The 24,840-nt window shown below is 62.2% G+C and carries 24 protein-coding genes; 10 read left to right on the top strand and 14 right to left on the bottom strand.

Annotation, left to right across the window (positions count from 1 at the left end; genetic code table 11):
• Positions 1-80: 80 nt before the first annotated feature.
• From ACP7EW_RS24075 to ACP7EW_RS24055, 5 genes are all read left to right on the top strand, one after another.
• Positions 81-1,526: a mechanosensitive ion channel family protein gene (locus ACP7EW_RS24075; RefSeq protein ID WP_033901674.1), complete on the top strand. Its 1,446-nt coding sequence runs from the start codon at positions 81-83 to the stop codon at positions 1,524-1,526.
• A 122-nt stretch (positions 1,527-1,648) separates the two neighbouring features.
• Positions 1,649-3,073: an aldehyde dehydrogenase gene (gene aldA / locus ACP7EW_RS24070; RefSeq protein ID WP_033901672.1), complete on the top strand. Its 1,425-nt coding sequence runs from the start codon at positions 1,649-1,651 to the stop codon at positions 3,071-3,073.
• A gap of 76 nt (positions 3,074-3,149) precedes the next feature.
• The gene (locus ACP7EW_RS24065) at positions 3,150-4,457 is read left to right on the top strand and encodes an MFS transporter (RefSeq protein WP_426220281.1); all 1,308 of its coding nucleotides are present in this window, start codon (positions 3,150-3,152) and stop codon (positions 4,455-4,457) included.
• 1 nt (position 4,458) lies between these two features.
• Positions 4,459-5,676 (top strand): mandelate racemase/muconate lactonizing enzyme family protein, encoded by a 1,218-nt coding sequence (locus ACP7EW_RS24060; RefSeq protein ID WP_016979588.1) that lies wholly within the window; start codon positions 4,459-4,461, stop codon positions 5,674-5,676.
• Between the two features lie 27 nt (positions 5,677-5,703).
• On the top strand, positions 5,704-7,317 hold the full coding sequence (locus ACP7EW_RS24055) for a GMC family oxidoreductase (RefSeq protein ID WP_426220278.1): 1,614 nt from the start codon (positions 5,704-5,706) through the stop codon (positions 7,315-7,317).
• A 127-nt stretch (positions 7,318-7,444) separates the two neighbouring features.
• On the opposite strand, the gene ACP7EW_RS24050 is transcribed toward ACP7EW_RS24055, so the two are convergent.
• Positions 7,445-8,548, bottom strand: coding sequence for a DSD1 family PLP-dependent enzyme (locus ACP7EW_RS24050; RefSeq protein WP_426220276.1), 1,104 nt, complete (start codon positions 8,546-8,548; stop codon positions 7,445-7,447).
• A 70-nt stretch (positions 8,549-8,618) separates the two neighbouring features.
• Between ACP7EW_RS24050 and ACP7EW_RS24045 the strand changes: the two genes are divergently transcribed.
• Positions 8,619-9,245 carry a helix-turn-helix transcriptional regulator gene (locus tag ACP7EW_RS24045; RefSeq protein ID WP_033901663.1) on the top strand — a complete coding sequence of 209 codons (627 nt, stop codon included), beginning with the start codon at positions 8,619-8,621 and terminating at the stop codon, positions 9,243-9,245.
• On the opposite strand, the gene ACP7EW_RS24040 is transcribed toward ACP7EW_RS24045, so the two are convergent.
• Together ACP7EW_RS24040 and ACP7EW_RS24035 are read right to left on the bottom strand one after the other, a co-directional pair.
• On the bottom strand, positions 9,233-9,613 hold the full coding sequence (locus ACP7EW_RS24040; protein ID WP_177053947.1) for a RidA family protein: 381 nt from the start codon (positions 9,611-9,613) through the stop codon (positions 9,233-9,235). The two genes, ACP7EW_RS24045 and ACP7EW_RS24040, sit on opposite strands and share 13 nt — an antisense overlap.
• A complete protein-coding gene (locus tag ACP7EW_RS24035) occupies positions 9,610-10,575 on the bottom strand; it encodes a threo-3-hydroxy-L-aspartate ammonia-lyase (RefSeq protein ID WP_426220273.1) in 966 nt (321 codons plus the stop codon). Before ACP7EW_RS24035 ends, ACP7EW_RS24040 begins: the two co-directional genes overlap by 4 nt.
• Before the next feature lie 115 nt (positions 10,576-10,690).
• On the opposite strand from ACP7EW_RS24035, the gene ACP7EW_RS24030 reads away from it, so the two are divergent.
• On the top strand, positions 10,691-11,305 hold the full coding sequence (locus ACP7EW_RS24030) for an LpxA family transferase (protein WP_426220271.1): 615 nt from the start codon (positions 10,691-10,693) through the stop codon (positions 11,303-11,305).
• On the opposite strand, the gene ACP7EW_RS24025 is transcribed toward ACP7EW_RS24030, so the two are convergent.
• The 9 genes from ACP7EW_RS24025 to ACP7EW_RS23985 all read right to left on the bottom strand — a co-directional run bounded on the left by ACP7EW_RS24025 (position 11,302) and on the right by ACP7EW_RS23985 (position 20,727).
• On the bottom strand, positions 11,302-12,624 hold the full coding sequence (locus ACP7EW_RS24025; protein WP_426220270.1) for a carbohydrate porin: 1,323 nt from the start codon (positions 12,622-12,624) through the stop codon (positions 11,302-11,304). The two genes, ACP7EW_RS24030 and ACP7EW_RS24025, sit on opposite strands and share 4 nt — an antisense overlap.
• Positions 12,625-12,810: 186 nt before the next feature.
• Positions 12,811-13,581: an SDR family NAD(P)-dependent oxidoreductase gene (locus ACP7EW_RS24020; RefSeq protein WP_038844039.1), complete on the bottom strand. Its 771-nt coding sequence runs from the start codon at positions 13,579-13,581 to the stop codon at positions 12,811-12,813.
• A 28-nt stretch (positions 13,582-13,609) separates the two neighbouring features.
• Positions 13,610-14,668, bottom strand: a complete 1,059-nt coding sequence (rhaT, locus tag ACP7EW_RS24015) for an L-rhamnose/proton symporter RhaT (protein WP_426220268.1) — start codon at positions 14,666-14,668, stop codon at positions 13,610-13,612.
• 40 nt (positions 14,669-14,708) lie between these two features.
• The gene (rhaM, locus tag ACP7EW_RS24010; RefSeq protein WP_426220266.1) at positions 14,709-15,029 is read right to left on the bottom strand and encodes an L-rhamnose mutarotase; all 321 of its coding nucleotides are present in this window, start codon (positions 15,027-15,029) and stop codon (positions 14,709-14,711) included.
• Positions 15,029-15,904 (bottom strand): amidohydrolase family protein, encoded by an 876-nt coding sequence (locus ACP7EW_RS24005; RefSeq protein ID WP_426220264.1) that lies wholly within the window; start codon positions 15,902-15,904, stop codon positions 15,029-15,031. Before ACP7EW_RS24005 ends, rhaM begins: the two co-directional genes overlap by 1 nt.
• A 70-nt stretch (positions 15,905-15,974) precedes the next feature.
• A complete protein-coding gene (gene aldA, locus ACP7EW_RS24000) occupies positions 15,975-17,408 on the bottom strand; it encodes an aldehyde dehydrogenase (protein ID WP_033901650.1) in 1,434 nt (477 codons plus the stop codon).
• A gap of 11 nt (positions 17,409-17,419) precedes the next feature.
• On the bottom strand, positions 17,420-18,220 hold the full coding sequence (locus tag ACP7EW_RS23995; RefSeq protein ID WP_426220261.1) for an HpcH/HpaI aldolase family protein: 801 nt from the start codon (positions 18,218-18,220) through the stop codon (positions 17,420-17,422).
• 10 nt (positions 18,221-18,230) lie between these two features.
• Positions 18,231-19,415, bottom strand: coding sequence for an L-rhamnonate dehydratase (gene rhmD / locus ACP7EW_RS23990; RefSeq protein WP_038844028.1), 1,185 nt, complete (start codon positions 19,413-19,415; stop codon positions 18,231-18,233).
• A 16-nt stretch (positions 19,416-19,431) separates the two neighbouring features.
• A complete protein-coding gene (locus ACP7EW_RS23985; RefSeq protein WP_426220259.1) occupies positions 19,432-20,727 on the bottom strand; it encodes an MFS transporter in 1,296 nt (431 codons plus the stop codon).
• A 116-nt stretch (positions 20,728-20,843) separates the two neighbouring features.
• On the opposite strand from ACP7EW_RS23985, the gene ACP7EW_RS23980 reads away from it, so the two are divergent.
• The 3 genes from ACP7EW_RS23980 (at position 20,844) to ACP7EW_RS23970 (ending at position 23,309) form a co-directional block, all read left to right on the top strand.
• Positions 20,844-21,785, top strand: coding sequence for a LysR family transcriptional regulator (locus tag ACP7EW_RS23980; protein ID WP_177076029.1), 942 nt, complete (start codon positions 20,844-20,846; stop codon positions 21,783-21,785).
• Between the two features lie 91 nt (positions 21,786-21,876).
• Complete coding sequence (locus tag ACP7EW_RS23975; protein ID WP_426220256.1) at positions 21,877-22,395, top strand: sigma-70 family RNA polymerase sigma factor; 519 nt, start codon at positions 21,877-21,879, stop codon at positions 22,393-22,395.
• Positions 22,392-23,309: a FecR domain-containing protein gene (locus ACP7EW_RS23970; protein ID WP_426220254.1), complete on the top strand. Its 918-nt coding sequence runs from the start codon at positions 22,392-22,394 to the stop codon at positions 23,307-23,309. The genes ACP7EW_RS23975 and ACP7EW_RS23970 overlap by 4 nt, the downstream gene beginning before the upstream one ends.
• Here ACP7EW_RS23970 and ACP7EW_RS23965 read toward each other — a convergent pair.
• Positions 23,306-24,022, bottom strand: a complete 717-nt coding sequence (locus tag ACP7EW_RS23965; protein ID WP_426220252.1) for an ABC transporter ATP-binding protein — start codon at positions 24,020-24,022, stop codon at positions 23,306-23,308. The two genes, ACP7EW_RS23970 and ACP7EW_RS23965, sit on opposite strands and share 4 nt — an antisense overlap.
• A complete protein-coding gene (locus tag ACP7EW_RS23960; protein WP_426220250.1) occupies positions 24,019-24,840 on the bottom strand; it encodes an ABC transporter permease in 822 nt (273 codons plus the stop codon). The genes ACP7EW_RS23965 and ACP7EW_RS23960 overlap by 4 nt, the downstream gene beginning before the upstream one ends.

Below are 24,840 nucleotides of genomic sequence, written 5' to 3'. Positions count from 1 at the left end.
AGGCAAGCCAGCTCCCACATTTTGTTTCCAGCGTTTCCATTTCATGCGATCTTCACGGCATTCGCCCTGGAGTCGCCTGGATGCCCTCATTTATCGCTGATCACCCGATGCTGTGCGCCCTGGCGCTGATCTTTATCGACATCGCCGTGTGGCGCCTTATTTCCGTCAACCTCGCCAACTGGAAGCTGGCGGCGCGGTTGGCGATCTTTGCCGTGTACAGCGCCGTGCTGTTCAACGACGGCATGAACCCCATGCAAGTGGCGCCCTATGCGGACAACACCGCCTTGCACCTCGCGGCCACCGCCTTGCAGATCGGCTGGTGGCTGTTCGCGGCGCGTACTCTCACGGTATTGCTGGGCGCGGTGATGATGCAGCGCGTCGGTCACACCGGGCGCCTGTTGCAGGACCTGGTAGGCGCTGTGATTTTCCTGATCGCAATCATCGCCGCCATGGCCTATGTGCTTGACCTGCCGGTCAAGGGTGTGCTCGCTACGTCCGGCGCGGTGGCGATCATTGTCGGCCTGGCGCTGCAAAGCACGTTGAGCGATGTGTTTTCCGGGATCGTGCTCAACACCACCAAGCCGTATCAGATCGATGACTGGATCTCCATTGACGGCACCGAAGGCCGGGTGACCGACATCGACTGGCGCGCCACGCGCCTGCAAACCTCCCAGGGCAGCCTGGCAGTGATCCCCAATTCCCTGGCGGCCAAGGCCAAGATCATCAACTTCTCGCGCCCGGCGGACATGTTCGGCCTGTCGGTCAGCCTGCAAGTCAGCCCCCATGCGCGCCCGCAAACGGTGATCGAGGCGCTGGAACGGGCGATGCAAGGCTGCCGGCCGCTGTTGGGCAAGCCGGCGCCGAGTGTGGCGTTCAAAACGTCCGCCAGTGGCGGCGTCGAGTATGAAATCAGCGGTTTTGTACCGGCCATGGCCCTCAAGCGCGAGGTGCGCAACCAGCTTTACGACCTGGCCTTCCGTCACCTGCAAGCGGCGGGTGTCGGCTTGCTCTCGGCCACGGAAAGCAGCGCGCCTGCGGCTATGTCCGCCGCCCGTGCATTGCTGGAGCGTTCGTCGATTTTCTCCACCCTGCGCCAGGAAGAGAAAGATACCTTCAGCCAGAACATGACCCTGCACACCTACCGCGCCGGCGACATGATCCTGCCGGCGGGGGAGGTCAGCGATCATTTGTTTATCGTTGAGTCCGGGGTGATCTCGGTGATGCTGACCAAAGGCGGCCACAAGTTCGAAGCCGGGCGCATGGGGCCGGGGGAGGTGATCGGCGAGGCGGGAATTCTGTCGGACCAGGCCGCACTGGCGGATTTTTCGGCCAAGACCTTCTGCACCCTGTACCGCATCGAGAAGGAATACTTGAAGCCGTGCCTGGATGCGCGCCACGACATCAGCGAAGCCATGAAGACCCTGCTGGATTTCCGCCTGCACGCCGCGCAGGCCTTGACCCAGGAGGCGCCCGTGGTACCCGTGAAGAAGGGCTTCCTGCAGTGGCTGCGCCAACGCGGGCTCTGAGGGTAAAAACCGACTAACCTGCGTTTTTCGCACGTTACCCCACGCAATAAATCGTTTGTCCAACGGCTGGCCGATGACAAGACTGCATGTCACTCGGATAACAACAACGTTGGGCGAACCACATGCAACTCGAGCGCAATTTTTTCAACGGTCACTTTGTCGAACCTGCCAGTGACGCACTGATCGCCGTCTACAACCCGGCCACCGAAACCCTGGTCGGCCACGTCAGCGCTGCCACCGCCGAGGAGGCGATTGCCGCCGTCGACGCCGCCGCCATCGCCCAGAAAACCTGGGGCAAACTCACCAGTATCGAACGCGCCGAACACCTGCGTGCCTTTGCCGATGCCCTGGACAGCTGCGCTGAAGCCATCGGCACGGCGCTGGCCAGCGAGTCGGGCAAGAGCGTCAGTGACGCCAGCAACGAAGCGCGCTACGCCGCGCAGATCACCCGCTACCACGCCGAATGGGCACGCCGGATCGAAGGCGAGATCATCCCCAGCGATACCCCGGACGAAAACCTGTTCCTGCAACGCGAGCCGATTGGCGTCGTGGCTTGCCTGATCCCGTTCAACTACCCGGTCTACACCCTGTTGCGCAAGATCGCCCCGGCGCTGATCGCAGGCAATACCGTGGTGGTGCGGCCGAGCAACAACACGCCGCTGTCGGCGTTTGAAATCGCCAAGGCCGTGGTCAAGGCCGGGATTCCAGCCGGTGTGATCAACATCCTGACCATGGACCATGCCACTGCCGCCAGTGTCTGCACCCACAAGGCGGTCGGTCTGATTACCCTTACCGGCAGCGTGAATGCTGGGCGCATTGTGCTGGATTACTGCAAGGCCAACATCGCCAAGCCCTCGCTGGAGTTGGGCGGCAAGACCCCGGCGATCATCGAGGCCGACGCGGACCTGGAAAAAGCCGCCAGCGCCATTGTTGCCTCCAAGACCACCCACTGCGGCCAACTGTGCACGGCGGTGGAGCGTGTGTATGTGCACGAAAGCATCTATGACGCGTTTCTGGCCCTGCTCAAAAGCAAGATCAGCGCCGTGAAGTTCGGCGACCGCGCAACCGACGCGAGCCTGATGGGCCCGTTGGTCAACGCCAGCTCGCAACAGAATATCCACGCCATGGTCGAGCGCGCTGTCGCTGCCGGTGCTGTACTGGAAGTGGGCGGCGTGCTGCCTGAAGGTCCAGGGCATTTCTACCCGCCGACTCTGCTCAGCGGCTGCCGCCAGGACATGGAAATCATCCAGGAAGAAATCTTCGGCCCGGTACTGCCGGTGCTCAAGTACCGCGACATCGATGAAGCACTGGCCATGGCCAACGACCACCAGTTCGGCCTGTCGTCGGTGCTTTACACCGAGAACTACCGCACGGCGATGAAAGTGGCGAATGCCATCGAAGCCGGCGAGTTGTACGTCAATCGCACACCGGCGGACCCGTACCAGGGCTTCCACGCCGGCTGGAAACGCTCAGGGCTGGGCGGCGATGACGGTAAGCACGGGATGCTTGAGTTCACCCAGACCCGCTTGGTGGTCATGAAGTACTGATCCACGCACACCCGCGACACCTTTAATAAAAACAATTATCGGGGCACCCGTGCATCGGGTGCCTGAGGTCCGAATGATGTCCAAGCCTGCACCCGTTGCCCAGGTTCCTGTTGCCGTGCCCGCGGCAAATGACACCGCCAGTCGCTATTTCCAATTGATGTTGCTGGTACTGGCCGCAGGAGCGATCTACCCGATCCTCTACCTGCGCCAGGTCTACCAGACCACCATGCTCGACGTATTCCACATCAACCACAGCGAATTGGGCTATCTGTATTCCATGCTCGGCACGATCTTCCTGCTCAGTTACTTGCCCAGCGGCTGGTTGGCCGACCGCTTGCCGCCACGCTTCCTGATCTTCTTCTCGCTGGTTGCCACCGGTGGGTTGGGCCTGTGGTATTCGACGGTGCCGTCGATGACCGGCCTGATGATCATTTTCGGTTGCTGGGGCCTGACCACCGGCCTGACGTTCTGGGCCTCGGTGCTCAAGCGCGTGAAGATGATCGCGCACCACACCGAGCAGGGCCGTTTTTTCGGCATCCTCGATGGCGGTCGCGGGTTGGTCGAGGCGCTGTTGGCCACTGTGGCCCTGGGCCTGTTCGCCTATGCCACCGAAACCCGCAGCGAGACGGCGGCCGAGGGCTTCAAGCACGTGGTCTACCTGTATTCCTTTGTGTGTATCGCCATCGGCTGCGTGCTGGTGCTGCTCAAGGATCCCAAGTCCATGGCCGAGACAGCGGCGGTGGAGAAGGGCAAGTTCAACCTCATCGCTGACTTGGCCACGTTGGTGAAAATCCCCGAGCTGTGGCTGGTGACCGCCATCGTGTTTTGCGGTTACCACATGTTTTGGGCCACCTACAGTTTCTCCGACTACCTGCAAGGCAGCGGCATGACCGCCGTGATGGCCGGCACCATCACCACCATCAAGCTGTGGATGCGTCCCATCGGTGGCATCGGCGGCGGCTGGCTGGGGGACAAGTTCTCGAATATTTCGGTGCTGATCGTCGCACTGGCGCTGGTGACCCTGGCGATGGTCGGGCTGATCGTGTTCCCGGCCTTCAACAGCCTGGGCCTGCTGATCGGCACGGTGATCTTCATCGGGTTGATGACCTACGCGATCCGTGGCCTGTACTGGGCGATCCTCGACAGCTGCGACATTCCGCTGCGCATCACCGGCCTGGCCATCGGCATTGTCTCGGTGGTGGGTTACCTGCCGGACACCTTTATCCCGCTGATCAACGGCTACCTGACCGACACCTACCCAGGCAAGCCCGGTTACAACCTGTATTTCGGCTACATCGCCTTCATCGGCGTGCTCGGCACCCTCGCGGCCCTGACCCTGCGCGCCCGAATCAACCGTAAAAAATTCAACCAGACAGGTGCCTGAGATGAAAATCGTCGCCCTTGAAACCCATATCGTTGCTGTCCCGCCGCCGCACATCGGTGGCATGTACTGGCTGTTCGTCAAGCTCAAGACCGACTGTGGCATCGAAGGCGTCGGCGAGATCTACGCCGCCACCTTCGGCCCCAAGGCCATGCTGCCGATCATCGAGGATGTGTTTGAGCGCTACCTGCTCAACCACGACCCGCACCATATCGAGCGTTTCTTCCGCCAGGCCTATTCCAGCGGTTTTACCCAGCGTCCCGACCTGACCATGATGGGCGTGGTCAGCGGCCTGGAAATGGCTTGCTGGGACATCATCGGCAAGGCCGCCAACAAGCCGGTCTACGAGCTGCTCGGCGGCAAGGTCAACGAGCGTCTGCGCTCCTACACCTACCTGTACCCGGTCAACAGCCAGGGCGAGTACGACTACGACGACCCGGACCTGGCCGCCGAGTGCGCCATCGAGAACATGAACAAAGGCTTCACCGCCGTGAAGTTCGACCCGGCCGGCCCGTACACCGCGTATTCGGGCCACCAGATATCCCTTGAGGTGCTGGAGCGCTGCGAGACCTTCTGCCGCAAGATCCGCGAAGCGGTGGGCGACAAGTGCGACCTGCTGTTCGGCACCCACGGGCAGATGGTGCCGTCGTCAGCGATCCGCCTGGCCAAGCGTCTGGAGAAATACGACCCGCTGTGGTTTGAAGAACCGGTGCCACCGGGCCAGGAAGACGCCATGGCCCAGGTCGCGGCCAAGACCAGTATCCCGATTGCCACCGGCGAGCGGCTGACCACCAAGTATGAGTTCTTCAAGCTGCTGCAGGCCGGCGGTGCGTCGATCCTGCAGATGAACGTGGCGCGCTGCGGCGGGCTGCTGGAGGCGAAGAAAATCGCGAGCATGGCCGAGGCTTATTACGCGCAAATCGCCCCGCATTTGTACAACGGACCGATTGGCGCAGCGGCGAGCTTTCAGCTGGCCACGTGCACGCCGAACTTCCTGATCCAGGAAAGCATCATGACCTGGGGCGGTTTCCATGCCCAAGTGCTGACCAAGCCGCTGCAATGGGAGGACGGCTACATCATCCCGTCCACCGAACCGGGCCTGGGGGTTGAACTGAACATGGACGTGGTGCGCAAGCACACGCCGTACACCGGGGAACGCCTGCACCTGCAAATGGCGCCGACCCCGGCTGACGTGAAAGACACTTCGCCCGCCAAGGGCTAAAAAAAACGACTGATGCGGTAACCGTGAATGACATATGACTACATCATCGCCGGCGCTGGCGCCGCAGGCTGCATCCTGGCCAACCGGTTGTCCGCCTCGGGCGAACACACCGTGTTGCTGCTGGAAGCCGGCGGCAAGGACAGTTCCTGGTGGTTCAAGATCCCGGTCGGTTTCGCCAAGATGTATTACAACCCGACCTTCAACTGGATGTACTACAGCCAGCCACAAAAGCAGTTGGCCGGGCGCGAAATCTACGCGCCGCGCGGCAAAGTGCAGGGCGGATCGGGCTCGATCAACGCCATGATCTACGTGCGCGGCCAGGCCCATGACTTCAATGACTGGGCCGCCAACGGCAACGACGGCTGGGGTTTTGCGGACGTACTGCCGTATTTCCGCAAGCTGGAAAACCACCCGCTGGGCGACACCGAGTACCACGGCGGCAGTGGCCCCATCAGCATCACGCCGATGAAGGGCCAGACCCATCCGATCTGCGACGTGTTCCTCAAGGGCTGCGAGCAATTGGGCTATGCCCACAGCGACGACTTCAACGGTCCGAACTTCGAAGGCGCCGGTTTGTATGACGTCAACACGCGCAACGGTGAACGTTGTTCCAGCAGCTTTGCGCACCTGCACCCGGCGCTCGGCCGTTCCAATCTGACGGTGGAGTTGCATGCGTTGGTGGATCGCGTGCTGTTCGACGATCAGCAACGCGCCACGGGCATTGCCGTCACCCAGCATGGCGTGACGCGCACCTTCTCGGCGCGCAGGGAAGTGATCCTGTGTGCCGGCGCGGTGGACACACCGAAGATCCTGCAACTGTCCGGTGTGGCCGACCAGCACCTGCTGGCTGAACACAACATCCCGTTGGTCAAGCACCTGCCGGCAGTGGGCGAAAACCTGCAGGACCACCTGTGCGCCAGCTACTACTACAAGGCCAATATCCCGACGCTGAATGACGAACTCAGTTCGCTGTTCGGCCAGCTCAAGCTTGGCTTGAAATACCTGCTGACCCGCAAGGGCGCGCTGGCGATGAGCGTCAACCAGGCCGGCGGCTTTTTTCGTGGTAACGACGAACAGAAGGACCCGAACCTGCAGCTGTACTTCAACCCGCTGTCGTACCAGATCCCGAAAAACAACAAGGCCAGCCTCAAGCCCGAGCCGTATTCCGGCTTCCTGCTGTGCTTCAACCCGTGCCGGCCGACCAGCCGGGGCACCATCCGCATCGCCTCGAAAAACCCACGGGATGCGGCCTTGATCGACCCCAACTACCTGAGCACCCAGAAGGACATCGACGAGGTGATCCAGGGCAGTCGGTTGATGCGCAAGATCATGCAGGCGCCGGCCCTCAAGGGCATCACCGTGGCCGAGGTGCTACCCGGCGCGGCGGTGCAGACCGACGAGCAGATGCTGCAATACTTCCGTGAGAACAGCGGCTCGATCTACCACCTGTGCGGCTCCTGCGCCATGGGCTCGGACCCGCAGGTTTCAGTGGTGGACAAGCGCTTGAAGGTGCATGGGCTGGAAGGGCTGCGCATTGTCGATGCGTCGATCTTCCCCAACGTGACGTCGGGCAATACCCATGCGGCGGTGTTGATGGTGGCGGAGAAGGGCGCTGACTTGATCCTGGAGGATGCGGGTTAAATCAGGGGCGTACACAAGACCTGTGGCGAGGGGGCTTGTCCCCCGTTGGGCTGCGCAGCGGCCCCAAAAAAAGCAGGAGCGCTGCGCACTCCAACGGGGGACAAGCCCCCTCGCCACAGAGGGTTCCCTACCAGCCACGCAGGCGTGGCCAGTCCTGAATCCCGCCATCCTCCAACAGCGCGTGATAGCTGCCAAACTGCGCCCCCGTCGCACAGGCATGGTTGGGCAAAATACGCAGGCGCGTGCCCAGCGGGAATTGTGCGATCACATCCACATCACCGCCCTGGAACTGCACCACCCCATGCTCCTGATTGGCGCTGCTCAACAGCAGCCCCTCAATCGGTTCACCGCGTTCATCGCAGACCTGGCCGTAACCAAAGTCCTGTTTCTGCGATTGCGTGCCGCGATCCCGACTCATCGCCATCCAGCCCGAGTCCGTGATGACCCAGCCTTTTTCCGGTTGATGCCCGATCACCGTGGTCAACACGCTCAAGGCCAGTTCGTCGAGGCGGCACACGCCAATGTTGTGCATCACCAAGTCGAAAAAGGCATAGACCCCAGCGCGCAGTTCGGTCACGCCGTCCAGGTGGAGGGCGGATAACGCGGTGGGTGTCGAACCGACGCTGACCTGCGCGCAAAGCATCCCGGCGGCACGAATGCGTTCGGCCGCTTCGACACACCGCGCACGCTCCTGCTCCGCGATGGCTTGCAGTGCTTCAGGTGTGTCCAGGCCGTAGCTTTCACCCGCGTGGGTCAACACGCCGGTGAGGCGGTCGCCAAGCAGGCGTGCGATGTCCAGCAGCAGCGGGTCGTGTGGCTTGACCCCGGAGCGATGGCCGTCGCAGTCGATCTCGATCATCACCGCAAAGCGTTCGCCATGCTCGCGGCCAAAATCAACAATGGCCCGGGCACCGGCAAGGCTGTCGGTGATCAGCGTCAAGGCGCAACCCCGACGACGCAGCGCCAGGGCCTGGGGCAATTTGTGTGGGGCCATGGCCACGGCGTAGAGGATGTCGTGGATGCCCAGGTCGAAAAAGTACTCGGCCTCTTTCAACGTCGAAACGGTGATGCCACGGGCACCCGCGGCGATTTGCGCAGCCACCACTTCGGCGCACTTGTGGGTTTTGACATGGGGACGTAACTGCACGCCCAAGGTATTGGCGCGCTGTTGCATGCGCTGGATATTGCGCTGCATTTTTACGCTATCGATCAGTGCGGCGGGCGTGTGCACGGGTGCGGCTCCACATTGAGGGACAGTGCGCAAATTGACGCCCTGTCCAGGACTGGATATGTTGTCTTGCATGAAAAACACCTCTCCCAACGATACTCACCTGATCAGCCAGCTCGAACAGATTGCCGAAGGCTTGAGCAAGACCTTCAGCCCGTTCTGCGAAGTGGTGCTGCACGACTTGCGCGACCCGCAGCACTCGATCCTGGCCATCCATAACAACCTGTCCGGTCGCGCACCGGGAGACCCGACCACCGAGTTGGGCCTGGCGCGGATTGCCGACCCGGACTATCCGCAAGTCATCGCCAATTACCAGAACCAGTTCAGCGACGGTCGCCAGGTCAAGAGCACCTCGATTGGCATCAAGGGCGTGGGTGGCGAGTACGTCGCGGCCTTGTGCATGAACGTCGATCTCTCATTGTTCCGTGGCCTGCAAGGCATGCTGGAGCAGTTCGGCTCGGTCAGCGGCGACAAGCTCATCGAATCCCTGGACCCTTCCGGCGCCGACGTCATCCGTGCGCGTATCGACCAGTTCGCCGCCCGCCTGGCCACCACCCCGCGTGCGTTGAAGACGGCGGACCGGCGTGTGCTGATGCAGGAACTCAAAGACTCAGGCTGCCTGGATATTCGCCGGGCCATGGAAACCGTAGCGTCCCACTTAGGCGTGTCGCGCGCGGCGGTCTACACCTACGCCAAGTAGCGCGCCACGGCTTCAATCTCCACCAGATACCCGTGATGCAACTCGGGCACCGGTACCACCGCGCGGGCAGGGCGGTGGTCGCCCAGCGCGGCGGCGTACACGCTATCGAATGCAGGCCAGTGTTCGACGCCGGCCACATAGACCGTGACCTTCACCAAATCCTCTGGCGTAGCGCCGGCGGCTTTCAAGATCTCCAGCAGATTGTTCAGGGTTATCCGGGCCTGTTCGGCAAACGACGCCGACAGGTTGTGCTGTCCATCCGGACTGACCGGCAATTGCCCGGAGATGTACAACGTGTCGCCGTGGCGGATGGCTTGCGAGTAATGGCCGGCGGGCTTGGCGGCGTTGGGCGTCTGGATGATCTTCATGAGGCCTCGCTGAGCAGCGCGGCATACTTCTGGATATCGACGTTGCCACCGGTGACGATAATCCCCACACGTTGGCCCTTGAACCGGACACCTTCGTTGAGCAATGCCGCCAACCCCAGGCAGCCGGTAGGCTCCACCACCAGTTTCATGCGCTGCATGAAGAACTTCATCGCCCCCACCAACTCGGCATCCGACACGGTGAGGATGTCGTTCACCTGATCGCGGATGATCGGGAAGGTGTAGTCGCCCAAGTGTTGAGTCTGCGCACCATCGGCAATGGTGGCCGGTGTGTCGATATGCACGATGCTGCCGCTGCGAAACGAGCGTTGGCCGTCATTGCCGGCTTCGGGCTCGACGCCATACAGCAGGCAGTCGGGCGCCAGGGCGCGGGTACTCAGTGCGGTGCCCGAGAGCATGCCGCCGCCGCCGAGGCCGACGAACAAGGCATCCAGCTGGCCGGTGGTCTCCAGCAGTTCCTTGGCGGCGGTGCCTTGCCCGGCAAGGATGTGCGGATGGTCATAGGGCGGGATCAGGGTCAGGCCGTGTTCGGTGGCCAGGTTACGGCCGATCTGCTCGCGGTCTTCGGTGAAACGGTCATACAGCACCACGCGGGCGCCATAGTCGCGGGTGGCCGCGACCTTGGCGGCCGGCGCATCGGTGGGCATTACGATGGTCGCCGGTATGCCCAGCAGCTGCGCCGCCAGGGCAATGCCTTGGGCGTGGTTGCCGGAGGAAAACGCCACCACACCGGCCTTGCGCTGCTGATCATCGAAGCGCGACAACGCGTTGAAAGCACCGCGAAACTTGAATGAGCCAGCCCTTTGCAGGTTTTCACACTTGATGAACACCTGGGCACCGGTCAGCGCGTCGAGGGTACGTGAGGTGAATACCGGCGTGTGGTGGGCGAAGCCTTCCAGGCGTTGGGCGGCGGCGATGACGTCTTGGTAACTCGGCAAATGCATGGGGAACGGACCTCAGTGACTTGTCTAGATAAAATATCCACAACAAGACAAATAGTAAAGGTTCGTGTGTGCATGTTAGCGTTTCGGGCTTCTCTGACCGTTAGAGGATTACACGTTGGTCCGACTTACCGATTACATCGCCCCGATCTCTCAATCCTGCCTTGCGCCGTGGGCCGACCTGGCGCCTTGGGCACTGGTCACACAGGCGCCGGCCATCGTTCGCCAATTGTTGGCCGAACTGCGAGCCGACGAGTACCTCATTCAGGATGAAATCGCCATTCACCGTACCGCTACGGTCGAGGCGGGTGCCTTGCTCAAGCCGCCACTGATCATCGGTGCGCACTGTTTTATCGCCAGCGGCTCACTGCTGCGTGGCGGTTGCTGGCTGGATGAACACTGCATCATCGGTCCCGGCGCCGAGTTGAAGACGTCCTTCGTGTTCAGCGGCAGCAAGCTGGCGCACTTCAACTTTGTCGGTGATTCGGTGCTGGGGCAGGGGATCAACCTGGAAGCGGGGAGCATCGTCGCCAACTACCGCAATGAGCGCGATGACAAAGAAGTGTTGGTACGAGTGGACGGGGCATTGCAACGCACCGGTTGCGACAAGTTTGGTGCGCTGCTCGGTGACCAGTGCCGGATCGGCGCCAATGCGGTATTGGCGCCAGGTGCGCTGCTCCAGCCTGCCAGCGTAGTGGGGCGCGGGCAGGTGTTTGATGCAGAGAAAGACTAGAAGTCGGCAATAAACTGCACGCCGCCGACCACCGCACCGGTGGTTTGCGTCAGCCCGCCGGGATACTTCACGTATTGCAGGTTGGGCCGCACCATCAGCCACTTAGTCGCCTGCACGCCGTAGTTGATCTCGTAGCTGTACTCGCGGCGCTGTTCGGGCACGTACAGCGGGTCATCAATGGCGGGTACGCCATTGGCGGCGTTGAGCATCTGCGTGTTACGGGTATAGCGGTCGCTGACCTGCAATTTCGACGCGCCAATACCAAAAGTGTCGTCTGGGCGGGAATCAAACGGGCCACGGTAGATCAGGCCAACCTGAATCAGGTTTTTGATCACGCTCTTGTCCGGGTCATTCATTGTCAGGTTCGCGAACAGGTTGAGCCCGCGCTTGTTGTTGCCGTCGACCGTGGTCAACTGCTGCTGGCCCGACAGCCACCAGCCGTCGTTGCTGGAATACATCCGATAGGGCTTTTGCGAGCTGGCGGCAAAGTTGCCGTCGGCGTCCTTGAGCATGTCCTTGGTGTCGGCATTGGCATAGTAGTAACCCAGGTGGTATTCGGAGTTCAGCCCAGCTACCCGGCCCTTCCAGATGGCTTCGATGGGAAAACTGGTGCCTTGGGAGCCGCTGATGAAGGGTTTGAAGCCATTGCTGGCTTCGGCGTTGCCGGGGTTCTTGTCGTAGGCTCCGACCTGTACCGCAAACTCGTCGGAGAACTGGTACTTGGCGCGCACTGCCCACTGACTGATGGGGAAGCTGTTCCACACGCCATTCCAGTTGCCTTCCTGGGAACCGCACAGGGTCACGTTCTGGAATTCGCAGGGGAACTGATCGAAGTCTTCGCCATGGCCGAAGCGCCCCAGTTTCAAGGCGAATTTGCGCTCGAAGAATTTCTGCTCGTACCAGAACTGCGAGAGCCGCCAGGCATTGCCACCGCCGAACACTTCCATGGTGGAGGTCAGTCCAGTGGCGTTGGGCTGGTGCACGCGGTCGTTGGTGATGTCCTTGCCATGACGCTCGCCGATGCCGATGCGCAAGGTAGCGTCTTGCCAACCGAGCAGTTTTTGCAGGTCCATGTTCACACCGAGAATCAACTGGTCGCTCCAGCGTGCCGTGGTATGCGAGTTGTAGCCACCGCCGAGGTTGGAGCCGACTTCGCCGACGTACTTGAGGGTGAAGTCATAGCCCTGCTCGGCCAGTTGCGGGCGCAGGCCGTTCCAGTCGCCGAGCATGGCGGGGGAGTTTGGGTCCAGTAAACCGGCGCTGAAGGCGCAGGTCGACATGGCGCTGCAGAGCAGGGCCAGGGGTAGGGTGGTGCGCATGGAAAAGCTCCTTGGATTGTTGTTTTTATTGGGGTGGAACTCGAACTCCAGGCACACAGAGGCCCCTGTGGGAGCGGGCTTGCTCGCGAAAGCGGTGGTTCAGGCATGAATCCGGTGACTGACACACTGCATTCGCGAGCAAGCCCGCTCCCACATTGGAACTGTGGTGGTTGGAGGAGCGGGGTGTTACTGGAGGTTTACGTACAACCCGCCATCCACCAGCAACGACGCGCCGGTTACGTAGCGCGCCATGTCCGAGGCCAGGAATACGATGGGCCCGGCCACATCATCCGGCTCACCCAGGCGACCCAACGGCGTGCGTGAGGTCATGTAGGCGAGTTTTTCCTCATCGGCCAGGTCGTCCTTGTTGATGTCGGTGGCGATGGTGCCCGGCAGTACCGAGTTGCAGCGAATGCCGTACGGCCCCAGGGCAATTGCGCAGGATTGCATCAACGAATGCAGGCCGGCCTTGGTGGGTGTGTAATGGGTCTGCATGCCGCCGCCGACCAGGGCGCTGATGGAGCTGACGGCGATAATCGCGCCGCCGCGACCCTGGTTTTTCATCTGGTTGGCCGCTGCCTGTACGGCGAAGTAGGCGCCATTGAGGTTGGTGTTGACGGTTTTCAGGTAGACCTCGCGGGGCATGTCGAGGAACGAGTGGAACGGGCAGATGCCGGCGTTGTTGACGAACACATCGACGCTGCCGAAGGCTTTTACTGCGCCGGCCACCAGTTTGTCGCCGGTGTCCGGGTCGGCCGCGTCGCCGCCCACTTCAATGGCTGTACCGCCGAACGCCTTTATCTCTTCGATCAACGAGTGCGCTGCCTCGGTGCCTTGGCCGCTGCCGCTATGGCCGATCACCACGCGGGCACCCTGGCGCGCACATTCACGGGCGGCGGCGCGGCCGATGCCACGGGAGGCGCCGGTGATGATCACGGTTTTGTCTGCAAGCAACATAAAACTCTCCTTCAAAAAAAAAGCGGCATCAGCCGAGATAATTGCCGTAGCCGACCATGGCGATCGCACCGAGGATCACCGCGATACCCGCCACCAGCACGCCTTTGTTGGCCGCACTGGTGCCGTGCCACTCACGGAAATACAGGCCCCAGCAGTTGGACACGATGATGATGAACGACATGTGCAGTACCCAGGAGCTGGCGTCGTTCTGCAGGCGGCTTTCGCCCATGCCGTAGAAGAAAAACTGCAGGAACCACAGGGTGCCGGCAATCGCCACCAACAGATAGTTGCCTAGCAGCGGGGTGCTGCGGTCGGTGTAGTTATGGAAGGTGCGGTTGCGCCAGTTCAGCCACAGGCACCAGATACCGTTGGTGGTGAGGCCGCCCCACATGATCACCATGAAGGTCACGTTGTTCTGGAACAGGCTGTTGGCGCCGTGCTCTACAGCAGCGGCGGCCAGCGGTCGGCCGGCGGAAATGCCGTAGCTGAAACACGCACTCAGTACGCCGGAAATCACCGCCACCAGCATGCCCTTGCCCAGGGAGAATTCGCTGACACTGGCGAACTTCACCGCCTGGGACACTTCCCGTTCCTTGATCAGCCCGGCCTTGCCGCACACTGCAATACCGACCAGCGATACGGCCACGCCCCACAACACCCAATGCCCGCCTTGCGAAGCCAGCATCGAGGTCAGCGTACCTTCGGTTTCGCTGGTGAAGAGGTCGCGGTACAGCGCCGGCATCAATGCGCCGAGGGCCGAGGTGAGGCCCATGATCAGAGACATGCCCAAGGACAAGCCGAGGTAGCGCATGGTCAGGCCAAATGTCAGCCCGCCGATACCCCACAACACGCCGAACAGGTAGGTCCAGAGCAGGGTGCTGGTGTCTGCGTTGCGCAGGATTTCCACCCAACCGGGCACCGTCAGTTGCGCCGCGATCAGCGGCACGATCAGCCAGGACACCAGGCCGCCGGTGATCCAATAACTTTCCCAGGCCCAGCCGCGGACCTTCTTGTAAGGGATGTAGAAACTGCCGGAAGCTAAGCCGCCGATAAAGTGCAGAATCACACCAAGGAGAATGATTTCCACGTAGTCGAATCCTTTTTATTGTTGTTGTGCGTCGGTTGGATCAGGGGCGCGTCAGTTGGAACATCGGCAGCAGGTCAACACTGATCGGCGAGGCGTCTGCGTGGCTGGGCATGATGTCCTGCATGTAGGCCCACCAGCGCTGCATCAGTGCTGTACCGGGCAGCTCGTCCAGGCCGTGGACGTCTTCGTGGGTCAGCACGGCGAACAGCGCATTGCCCGGTTCATCGAAGAAAATCCGGTAAGCCACCACACCCGCATCGAGCAGCGCCTGGGCCAGTTCGGGCCAGATGTCGTCGTGGCGCTTGCGGTATTCATCGGCCTGGCCGGGGTTGAGGTTCATGCGAAAGGCACGGGTCTGCATCACGGCGCTCCATGGTTGGGCGTGTAGATACGCACCGCGTTGTGCAGGAAGAATTTGGCTTGTACCGCCTCGGGTTTACCGGCCACGCAGCGCTTGACCAGGCCCAAGGTGGCGGCGAAATCCGCCAGGTGATCGCTGTTGGGCCAGTCACTGCCGAAGAAGCAGCGGTCTTCGCCGAAGGCTTCCCACAACACCGCCAAGCGATCGTTGTAGAACGCCGTGTCGGTGATCAAGCCTTGAGGGCCGAGCTGGGGAATCTCCGCCAGTTTGGCGAACACATTCGGGCGTTCGGCCAGGCGCAGGAGGTCGGCGTGATAGGCCGCCTCTTCGCCGGATGGCACCTGGGCGTTGGGCAGGTGGTCGATGATGATGCGCAGCTCGGGCAGCCTATCGCTCAACTGCAACAGGCCTTTGACAAGACGCGGATTTGGGTTGGCGCTGTCCAGGCCACGGCCGCTGGCGGCAAGTTGGCGCAGGCCGTCGATAAAGCCAGGGCGCGCCTGGTCTTGCAGCAGGTCGCGATCCCACAGATTGCCGTAGCGCAGGCCGAGAAACAGCGGCTCATTGGCCAACGCGTCGAGGTCGTTGGCGAAGTCGGCGTGCAGCGGGTCGAGGTTGCCGACAAAGCCGAGCATGCGCGGTTCGCTGCGCAGGGTGTCGAGCAGCCAGCGGTTATCGTCGCGCCACGGGCTGGCCTCCACGGCAATCGCGCCGACCACATTGTGCGGCGCGGCCAGGGCCCAGTAATCCGCCGGCAGGTACGCGGCGTACAGCCGGTTACCGGGTTCAGGCCATGGAATGCCCTCGGGGCGACGTGGGTCGAACAGGTGCAAATGGCTGTCGATGATCGGGCCGCTGTAGGAAGTCAGGGGCATGACGCAGTCCTTATCAAAAGCAAATTCGGAGGGGCCAGCACGCTAGCGCGCCCGGCCCCGATTAACCAGCTCAGCTCTGCAGGTAAACCGCATGGGTGTGGGTGTATTCGTACAGGCCGTGCTTGCCGTCGGCACCGCCAATGCCGGATTTGCGCACGCCGGCATGGAAGCCCTGCATGGCCTCGAAGTTCTCACGGTTGACGTAGGTTTCACCAAAGTCGATTTCGCGCACCGCGTGCATGGCCTTGCCCAGGTCGCGCGTGTAGATCGACGACGTCAGGCCGTAGTCGCAATCGTTGGCCAGGGCGATGGCTTCGTCGAGGTCGTCGACGATCTGGATGGGCAGCACCGGACCGAAGATCTCTTCGCGCATGATCTCCATGTCGGCGCGGCATCCAGCCAAGACCGTCGGCTGGAAGTGAAAACCCGCACCCAAGTCGGCAATCTGCCCGCCGCTGACCAACGTTGCGCCCTGGCTCAGGGCGGTGCGTACTTTGCGGTTGACGCTGTCCAGGCCCTGGCGGTTGATCAGCGGGCCCATTTCCACGTCCGCCTGGGCGATAGGGTCGCCATAGCGGGTGGCGGACATGGCTGCGCTGATGCGTTCGATAAACTGGTCGGCAACCTTGCGCTCCACGTACACCCGCTCGGCGCAGTTGCACACCTGGCCGGTGTTGATGATGCGCGAATCGCGGATGGCTTTGACCGCCAGTTCCAGGTCGGCATCTGCCAGTACGATGGCCGGTGCCTTGCCGCCCAGTTCCAGGTTGAGCTTGGTGATGTTCGGTGCGGCGGCTGTCATGATCCGCGAGCCGGTCGCCACGCTGCCGGTGAAGCTGATCATGTCGACGCCTGTATGCGCCGTGAGCGCGCCGCCGACCCGGCCGTCACCGCAGACCACGTTGAACACCCCGGCGGGCAGGTCGGTTTCGGCGACGAGCTTGGCGAACTCGAAGCAGTTGTTCGGGGTTTCTTCGCTGGGCTTGATCACGATGGTGTTGCCGGTGAGCAGCGCCGGCGCCATTTTGCGCGCGATCAGGAAGAACGGGAAATTCCACGGCAGGATGCCGGCCACCACGCCCAACGGCTTGCGGAACAGGAAGATATTTTCATTGGGACGGTCGCTGGTGATGATCTCGCCTTCGATGCGTCGTGCCCACTCGGCCATGTAGTCGAGATAGTCGGCGGTGAAATTCACTTCCACCTCCGCCAAACCACTGACTTTGCCTTGCTCCAGGGTGATGGTGCGCGCCAGGTGCGCCACGTTCTCGCGCAGCTTGGCGGCGATGCGGCGCAGGTGCCCGGCACGTTCGATGGCGGGTTTGCGCGCCCAGGTCTTTTGCGCCTGGCGTGCGGCGGCCAGGGCCTGGTCGACCTCGGCGGCGGTGGACGCTGGCACCTTCGACAGCAAGGCGCCGGTGGCCGGGTTGAGCACGTCAATGTGCGCTTCGCTGGAGCTGAAGCGGCCATTGATGAAATTCTGGTAAACGGGAACGGATGACATGGGCAAGTTCCTCAATAAGTACGCGAAGGCGCTTTCGTTTCGGCGGCAGGGCGATAGCGGGCAAGGGTGGCCAGGGCACTCTGGCGCAGCAGGCTGATGTCGATGGCCACCGCGATAAAGCGGCAACCCCAGGCCTGATAGCGGCGTGCATCGTCTTCGTTGGGCGCCAGGATGCCGCTGACTTTGCCGGCGGCGAGGGTGGCGCCGATGGCGTGCTTGATGCGCTCCTGGACCTCGGGGTGGCCGGGGTTGCCGGCGTGACCCAGGCCGATGGACAGGTCGGCGGGGCCGATGAACACAGCGTCAACGCCTTCTACGGCGGCAATCGCGGCGACGTTTTCCACGCCAAGGCGCGACTCCACCTGCACGATCAGGCACAACTCCTCATGGGCGGTGGTCAGGTAGTTGTCCACGCCGTCCCAGCGCGTAGCGCGGGTCAGACCGCCGCCGACGCCACGGATGCCGTGGGGCGGGTAACGCATGGCACGCACCAGGGCCTGGGCCTGTTCGGCGGTTTCGACCATGGGGATCATCAAGGTCTGGGCGCCGATATCGAGCAGTTGCTTGATCAGGCTGGCGTCACTGTTGACGGCGCGCACCACGGGCGCGGTGCTGTACGGCGCGACCGTCTGCAACTGGTTGAGGACGCTCGGAACCGTGTTGGGAGCATGTTCGCCGTCGATCAGCATCCAGTCGTATCCGAGGCTGGCGACGATCTCGGCAGCGTAGCCGGTGGCGAAACCGGCCCAGATGCCATATTGGGTGGCGTCCTTGGCGAGGGCGGCCTTGAAGCCATTGCGGGGCATGTTCATGGCGGGTTCCTCAGCGGTTGTAGGGACGGTGCAGTTGGCAGTCCGGGTTCAGGTCAACGCCAAAGCCCGGCTTGTCCAACGCCGACAAGCGCATGCGGCCATTTACCGGCACCGGTTCGCCCAACAATTGCGGGTGGAACATCGGCACCACTTCATCCGCTTTGGGCGCCATCATCAGGAACTCGGCGAATGGGCTGTTATGGCGGGTGGCGACAAAGTGATAGCTGTACACCGACGAACCGTGGGGCACGACCATTGCGTTATGCGCATCCGCCAACGCCGAGATTTTCACCAGTTCGGTGAGGCCACCGCACCAACCGACGTCGGGCTGGATGATGTCGCAGCAACCCATCTCCAGCAGCATGCGGAAACCCCAGCGGGTGGCTTCATGTTCACCGGTGGTCACCAACATGCCTTTGGGCACGTTGCTGCGCAGGGCGGCATAGCCCCAATAATCGTCTGGGGACAGCGCTTCTTCGATCCACTTCAGGCCATGCTCATGGGCGCCGATCGCCAGCTTGGTGGCGTAGTTCAAATCCAGGCTCATCCAGCAATCGAGCATCAGCCAGAAGTCAGGGCCGACCCGTTCACGCATGGTCGCCAGCGCTTCGAGGTTCTTGCGCAGGCCTTCTTCGCCTTCGCTGGGGCCGTGGTGCAGGGGCATTTTGCCGCCGATAAAACCCATTTTCTGCGCGAGGTCCGGGCGCGCGCCGGTGGCGTAGAACTGCAACTCATCACGCACCGCGCCGCCGAGCAGTTGGTGCACGGGTTCCTGGCGGATTTTGCCGAGCAGGTCCCACAACGCCAGGTCGACGCCGGAAATCGTGTTGATCACCAGGCCCTTACGCCCGTAATACAGGGTGGACTGGTACATCTGGTCCCAGATTTTTTCGATGTCGGTGACGCGGGCGCCTTCGAGAAAGCGCGCCAGGTGTTTCTCGACAATGTAAGCCGCCGGTTCACCGCCAGTGGTCACAGCGAAACCGACGGTGCCATCGCTGGCTTCGATCTCCACCACCAGGGTGCCGAGCACGTTGATGCCAAAGCTGCGGCGGCTCTGGCGGTACTCGGGGTACTTGCTCATCGGCGTGGAAATATGGTCGTCGATCCAATGCCCATCGGCCTGGTCGTGGTAATCGGCGCCGCCCCCTCGCAGTACAAAAGCGCGGACGTGTTTGATGGTGAGATGACCCATGATGTGACTCCTGGCGTTAAACAGTGGCCGGCGTTTTCGACGCGGTGCGGCCGGGTGAATGGATGCCCAGCACCAGCAATGCAGCCAGTACCGTGGTGGCGGACAGCAGGTACAGGCCGGCTGCCGGGGAATTGAAGGCGCCTTCGGCCCAGTGCTTGATGACCGGTGCGATGAAGCCACCGAGGGCGCCGAAGGAATTGATCAGTGCAATGCCGGCTGCGGCAGCGCTGCCGGCCAGGTAACTGGAGGGGAAAGTCCAGAACACCGGTTGCACCGCGATGAACCCCGAGGCGGCAAAGCACAGCGCGAGCATGCCCAGCAGCGGGTTGGCGAAGGTCACCGAGCAGGCAATGCCCGCTGCAGCCATCAGCAGGGTCAGGCAGGCGGTCTGGCGACGCAGGCCGGTAAGGTCGCTGTAGCTGGGAATCCACCAGGCCGCAAACAGTGCGCAGAGCCAGGGAATGGCCGAGACCAGCCCGACCATCAAGCCAACCTTCGTGCCGAGCAGATCGCCCACTTGGGTCGGCAGGTAAAACACCACGCCGTAGACGCTGGCCTGGATCAGCAGGTACACCAGGCACAAGTACAACACCGCGGGTTGGCACAGCACGGTGAGCAGGCTGCGACCGTGGGAGGTTTTGTGCTGGTCTTCGCTGTCCAGCAGGCTTTGGATCTGCTGGCGTTCAGCGCAGGTCAGCCACTGGGCATCAGCGGGGCGATTGTCGAGGTACCAATAGGCCCAAATGCCTACTGCGGTCGCCATCAGGCCTTCCACCGCGAACAGCCACTGCCAGCCGTGTATGCCGCCAAACCCATCCATTTCCAGCAGCAAACCGGACAACGGGCTACCGAAGATGAAGGCCAGCGGCGCACCGAAATAGAAGAAACCCATGGCCTTGCCGCGCACGGCCTGGGGGAACCAGTAGGTAAGGTAAAGAATGACGCCGGGGAAAAATCCGGCTTCGGCCACACCGAGTAAAAAGCGCAGCACGTAAAAGCTGGTTTCGTTGTGCGCAAAGACCATGGCCGCCGAAATCAGGCCCCAGCTGACCATGATGCGGCACATCCACAGACGGGCGCCGACGCGGTGCAGGATCAGGTTGCTCGGCACTTCGAGCAGCGCGTAGCCGACAAAAAACACGCCGGCGCCAAACGCAAAGGCAGCGTCGCTTAAACCGGTGTTGGCCTGGAAAGCTTGTTTGGCGAACCCGACGTTGGCGCGGTCGAGAAAGGCCATGATGTACATCAACAGCAGGAAGGGCAGCAGTCGCCAGGAAATCTTGGCGAGCAGGGGCGCGGGGAGGGTTTTCATAGTGGCGTCCGATGTTTTGTTCTTATGGGACGGACTGTACGGCGGCCGAGCAATACGCTACAAATCGAATCTCGCTTACAACTGATAACCTCAGGGTATCGATAACAAGGATAAAAATGCGCAGTCCCGCGATCTCTCCCAGCCTGTTCAACCGCCTGCGCTACAAGCACCTGCATATGCTCGTTGCGCTGAGCTCCAGCCAAAACCTGCACCGTGCGTCACAGGCGCTGAACATGTCGCAGCCTGCCGCCACGCGCATGCTGCGCGAAATCGAGGACATGTTTGCCTGTGATCTCTTCGAGCGTCTGCCTAGAGGCATGCGCCCTACAGCGCTCGGGCAGGAGTTGATCCGTTTTGCCGAATCCGCGCTGGGCGGTTTGGACCGGTGTGCCGAAGACTTGATGGCACGACAGCAGGGCGGTTACGGTTACCTGTCGATTGGCACCATCATGGGGGCGGCGCCGGACTTGGTGATGGATTCCATCGCGCAGATCAAATCGCTGAACCCGCAACTGCGTATCCGCATCATGGGCGACACCAGCGACCAGGTGATCCAGTTGCTTGAACAGGGACGCATCGACCTGGCTATCTCGCGCCGCAATGCTGCCACCGACAACGAGCACTACAGCTTCGAACCCCTGGGCAACGAACGCTTGCTGGTGGTGGTGCACGCCGGCCACCCCTTGGCCCAGCGTGAGCAGTTGATGCTGGATGAACTGGTGCGCGACTGGCCGTGGATCCTGCAACCGCAAACCAGCCCGGCGCGCATCGGCTTCGACCAGGCGCTGCAGGATCTGGCGCTGCCCAGCCCGGCGGACATCATCGAATGCAGCTCGGTGTACTCCATGCAGCAGTTGATCCAGCTGACCGACGCGGTGATGGTGCTGTCCGAAAGTGCACTGCGTGATTACCTGAAAATGGGCCTGGTGGTGGCGCTGCCGGTGGCCCTCGACGTGCGACTGGCGCCGTTTGGCATGTTGTTGCGCAAGGGCGAAGTGGTGAGCCGCGAGCTGGGGTTGTTTATCGACTTGTTGCGACAGAAGGCCGCGATGCTTTGAACGCGATGTGTAAAGGGCATGGTGCGTCGGCACGATATTAAATAGAATGAATCTCATTTGAGACTCACTCGCGCCGCGCAGGTCGCTTGCCATGAATGATGCTGTTGTTCCGACCCTCGCCCCCGAACTGACGCTGTCGAGCCTGTACCGTGACCACCGCAGTTGGCTGGAAAGCTGGCTGCGCCGGCGCCTGGGCAATGCCTGGGATGCGGCTGACCTGAGCCAGGATACGTTTTTGCGCGTGCTCGCCAGCGCCCAGCCGATTGCGCAGATGCAGGAGCCGCGTGCGTATCTGGTCACCGTCGGCAAGCGCCTGTTGGTGAATTTTCATCAGCGACGCAGCCTTGAACAGGCCTATCTGAAGGCCTTGGCGAGTCTCCCTGAAGCCTGCGTGCCGTCGCCCGAACAGCGTTGGCTAGTGCTGGAAACACTACAAGCCTTGGATGAATTGCTCGATGGTTTGCCGGTGTTGGTCCGCCGAGCCTTCCTGTGGAGCCAACTGGAAGGCTTGGGCTACCGAGAGATCGCCGAACGCCTGGACGTGTCGGAACGCACCGTAAAACGCTACATGGCCCAGGCCTACGAACACTGCCTGCTGGTGGATCTGTGAGCCGCGACGTCGCCCGCGCCGCCGCGCAATGGTTGGCGCTGCTGGAGTCCGGTGCGGCCACCGAGCGTGATCACGCCGCGTTGCAGCGTTGGCGTGACAGCCACCCCCAGCATGAACAGACCTGGCAAAAAGCCCAGACCCTGCGCCAGCGTTTCAGCGACTTGCCCCAGGCCTTGGCGATGGCCAGCCTCGACCGTCCGCAACCGGGACGCCGTGCCGTGCTCAAGCGTGCGCTGGGGATCGCTGCACTGGTGCCGACCGCGTGGTTGATCAGCCGCCAATTGCCCATCGAGACCTGGCGTGCCGACTTGCATACTGCTACCGGCGAGCGCAAACGCATGTCCCTGGCCGATGGCGGCAGCTTGCAGCTCAATACCGCTACGGCGGTGGACGTAGACCTGACGCAGCGCCGCATCAGCCTGGTCGAAGGCGAGCTGGCGTTGAATGTACCAGGCACGACGGCGATGACCGTGCACACACGCTACGGCGAGCTGCGGGTCAGCCAGGCTGAGGTGTGTGTGCGGCAGTTGGCCACGGGTTGCCTGGTGTCGGTGCTCAAGGGCTCGGTCCAGGTGCGCGATTTGAACGGGCAGATGGCGACCTTGCAAGGTGGGCAGCAAGCGCCGCTCAAAGCCAGCGGTCTAGGGACCTGGGTGCCTTTCGATCTGCTGCAACTCGGCTGGCGCGATGGCGTGCTGACCGCGCAGAACCAGACGCTGGGTGACTTTCTGCGGGAGCTGGAGCGTTATCGACCGGGTGTGTTGCGCTGGGAGCCGAACCTGGAAGACCTGCGGGTTACCGGTAGTTTTCGCCTGGACGACACCGACCGCATCCTCAACCTGCTGGCCTCAAGCCTGGGGCTGGAGGTGCAGGCGCGGACGCGGTATTGGGTGACCTTGCGCAAGGTCGTCTAAATCACGTGGGCACGTTGCAGCTCAGTCAGGGATTGCGCCTTGAGCTGCGCCAGCAACGGATCACGCCGGTCACGCGGGTGCGGCAGACTCACCGCCAATTCCTGGCGAATGCTGCTCGGCCGGTTGTCCATCACCAGCACCCGGTCACTCAGGTACAGCGCCTCGTCCACGTCATGGGTCACCAGCAACAAGGCAATGGCATGATGCTCGGCCAGTTGCAGCAGTAGGTCCTGCAGCTTCATGCGGGTAAAGGCATCCACTGCACTGAACGGCTCATCCAGCAGCAATACCTGCGGGCGTGAATACAACCCCCGCGCAATGGCCACCCGCTGCGCCATGCCGCCGGACAATGCCTTGGGCAGTGCCTGGGCAAAGCCCTTGAGGCCGACTTCCTCGATCAACTGCGTGACCCAAGCCTTGTCGTAGTGGTTGTCATCGCTGAAACCGATGTTCTGTTCCACCGTGAGCCAGGGCATCAACCGTGGCTCCTGGAACACAAAGGCCACTTCGCCATCGGGGCTGTGCAGTTCACCCTGGAAGTCCGTTTCCAGGCCGGCGACGATGCGCAGCAAGGTGCTTTTGCCGCAGCCACTGGGGCCGAGCAGGCTCACGGCTTCCCGTGGTTGCAACACCAAATGCACGTCTTTCAACACGGTGCTGTTGGCGAAGCTTTTACGCGCGACGTGAATATCCAACAGCGGTTGCACGCTCATTGGCCGGCTCCCTGGAAGGTATCGCGCCAGGCCAGGCAACGCGTTTCCAGTGCTGCGAGCAGGCCATCGCTGACTTTGCCCAACAGCGCCAATACGATAATCGCCGCCAGCACGATATCCGGCCGCGAAGTCTCCCGCCCATCACTGAGCAGGTAACCCAAGCCCTTGGTCGCAGCGATCAGCTCGGCCGCCACCAGAAACATCCACGCCAGGCTCAAGCCACTGCGCAACCCGGTGAACAGGCCGGGCAGGGCGGCGGGCAGCAGGATCCGACGCACCAGCCGCCACCGGCTGAAACCGTACATCTGCCCGACTTCCACCAGCTTGCGGTCGATATCGCGGATGGCCGCGACGCCATTGAGGTACACCGGGAAAAACGCGCCAATCGCGATCAGCACGATCTTCGAGGTTTCGTCGATGCCCAGCCACAGCAGCAACAGCGGCACCCAGGCCAGACTCGGGATTGAACGCAGCCCGGCAAACGTCGGTTCCAGGTAGGCTTCGGCCTCTCGGCTCAAACCGACCCAGGCGGCAAACACCAGGGCCAGGCTGGCGCCAATGGCAAAGCCCAACAGTACCCGGCCAAGGCTGGCGCTGATGTGCTTCCACAATGCGCCTTCGGCCAGGTCGGTGAGGGTCACGGCGATCTCGCTGGGTGCCGGCATCTGGTACGACGGCAGCCAACCCACGCGCACCACCACCTCCAGCACCAGCAGGATCAGCACCGGCAACACCAGGCCCTTGAGCCGCCTTGGCCAGGCACTGCGGTTGATCACCACCGGTGCGGCAAGGGGCAATGCTTGGGCTTTGCTGGTCAT

It is taken from the genome of Pseudomonas sp. DWRC2-2 (assembly GCF_049897885.1).
Lineage (GTDB): Bacteria > Pseudomonadota > Gammaproteobacteria > Pseudomonadales > Pseudomonadaceae > Aquipseudomonas > Aquipseudomonas azotoformans_A.
Note: the sequence above shows the minus strand (reverse complement) of the source record. Positions and strands in the feature narration are given on the sequence as shown.

Coding starts and splice junctions, on each gene's coding strand:
- ACP7EW_RS24075 (WP_033901674.1), top strand. CDS start 81: ATGCCCTCATTTATCGCTGATCACCCGATGCTGTGCGCCCTGGCGCTG.
- aldA (WP_033901672.1), top strand. CDS start 1,649: ATGCAACTCGAGCGCAATTTTTTCAACGGTCACTTTGTCGAACCTGCC.
- ACP7EW_RS24065 (WP_426220281.1), top strand. CDS start 3,150: ATGTCCAAGCCTGCACCCGTTGCCCAGGTTCCTGTTGCCGTGCCCGCG.
- ACP7EW_RS24060 (WP_016979588.1), top strand. CDS start 4,459: ATGAAAATCGTCGCCCTTGAAACCCATATCGTTGCTGTCCCGCCGCCG.
- ACP7EW_RS24055 (WP_426220278.1), top strand. CDS start 5,704: ATGACATATGACTACATCATCGCCGGCGCTGGCGCCGCAGGCTGCATC.
- ACP7EW_RS24045 (WP_033901663.1), top strand. CDS start 8,619: ATGAAAAACACCTCTCCCAACGATACTCACCTGATCAGCCAGCTCGAA.
- ACP7EW_RS24040 (WP_177053947.1), bottom strand. CDS start 9,613: ATGAAGATCATCCAGACGCCCAACGCCGCCAAGCCCGCCGGCCATTAC.
- ACP7EW_RS24035 (WP_426220273.1), bottom strand. CDS start 10,575: ATGCATTTGCCGAGTTACCAAGACGTCATCGCCGCCGCCCAACGCCTG.
- ACP7EW_RS24025 (WP_426220270.1), bottom strand. CDS start 12,624: ATGCGCACCACCCTACCCCTGGCCCTGCTCTGCAGCGCCATGTCGACC.
- ACP7EW_RS24020 (WP_038844039.1), bottom strand. CDS start 13,581: ATGTTGCTTGCAGACAAAACCGTGATCATCACCGGCGCCTCCCGTGGC.
- rhaM (WP_426220266.1), bottom strand. CDS start 15,029: ATGCAGACCCGTGCCTTTCGCATGAACCTCAACCCCGGCCAGGCCGAT.
- ACP7EW_RS24005 (WP_426220264.1), bottom strand. CDS start 15,904: ATGCCCCTGACTTCCTACAGCGGCCCGATCATCGACAGCCATTTGCAC.
- aldA (WP_033901650.1), bottom strand. CDS start 17,408: ATGTCATCCGTTCCCGTTTACCAGAATTTCATCAATGGCCGCTTCAGC.
- ACP7EW_RS23995 (WP_426220261.1), bottom strand. CDS start 18,220: ATGAACATGCCCCGCAATGGCTTCAAGGCCGCCCTCGCCAAGGACGCC.
- rhmD (WP_038844028.1), bottom strand. CDS start 19,415: ATGGGTCATCTCACCATCAAACACGTCCGCGCTTTTGTACTGCGAGGG.
- ACP7EW_RS23985 (WP_426220259.1), bottom strand. CDS start 20,727: ATGAAAACCCTCCCCGCGCCCCTGCTCGCCAAGATTTCCTGGCGACTG.
- ACP7EW_RS23980 (WP_177076029.1), top strand. CDS start 20,844: ATGCGCAGTCCCGCGATCTCTCCCAGCCTGTTCAACCGCCTGCGCTAC.
- ACP7EW_RS23975 (WP_426220256.1), top strand. CDS start 21,877: ATGAATGATGCTGTTGTTCCGACCCTCGCCCCCGAACTGACGCTGTCG.
- ACP7EW_RS23965 (WP_426220252.1), bottom strand. CDS start 24,022: ATGAGCGTGCAACCGCTGTTGGATATTCACGTCGCGCGTAAAAGCTTC.
- ACP7EW_RS23960 (WP_426220250.1), bottom strand. CDS start 24,840: ATGACCAGCAAAGCCCAAGCATTGCCCCTTGCCGCACCGGTGGTGATC.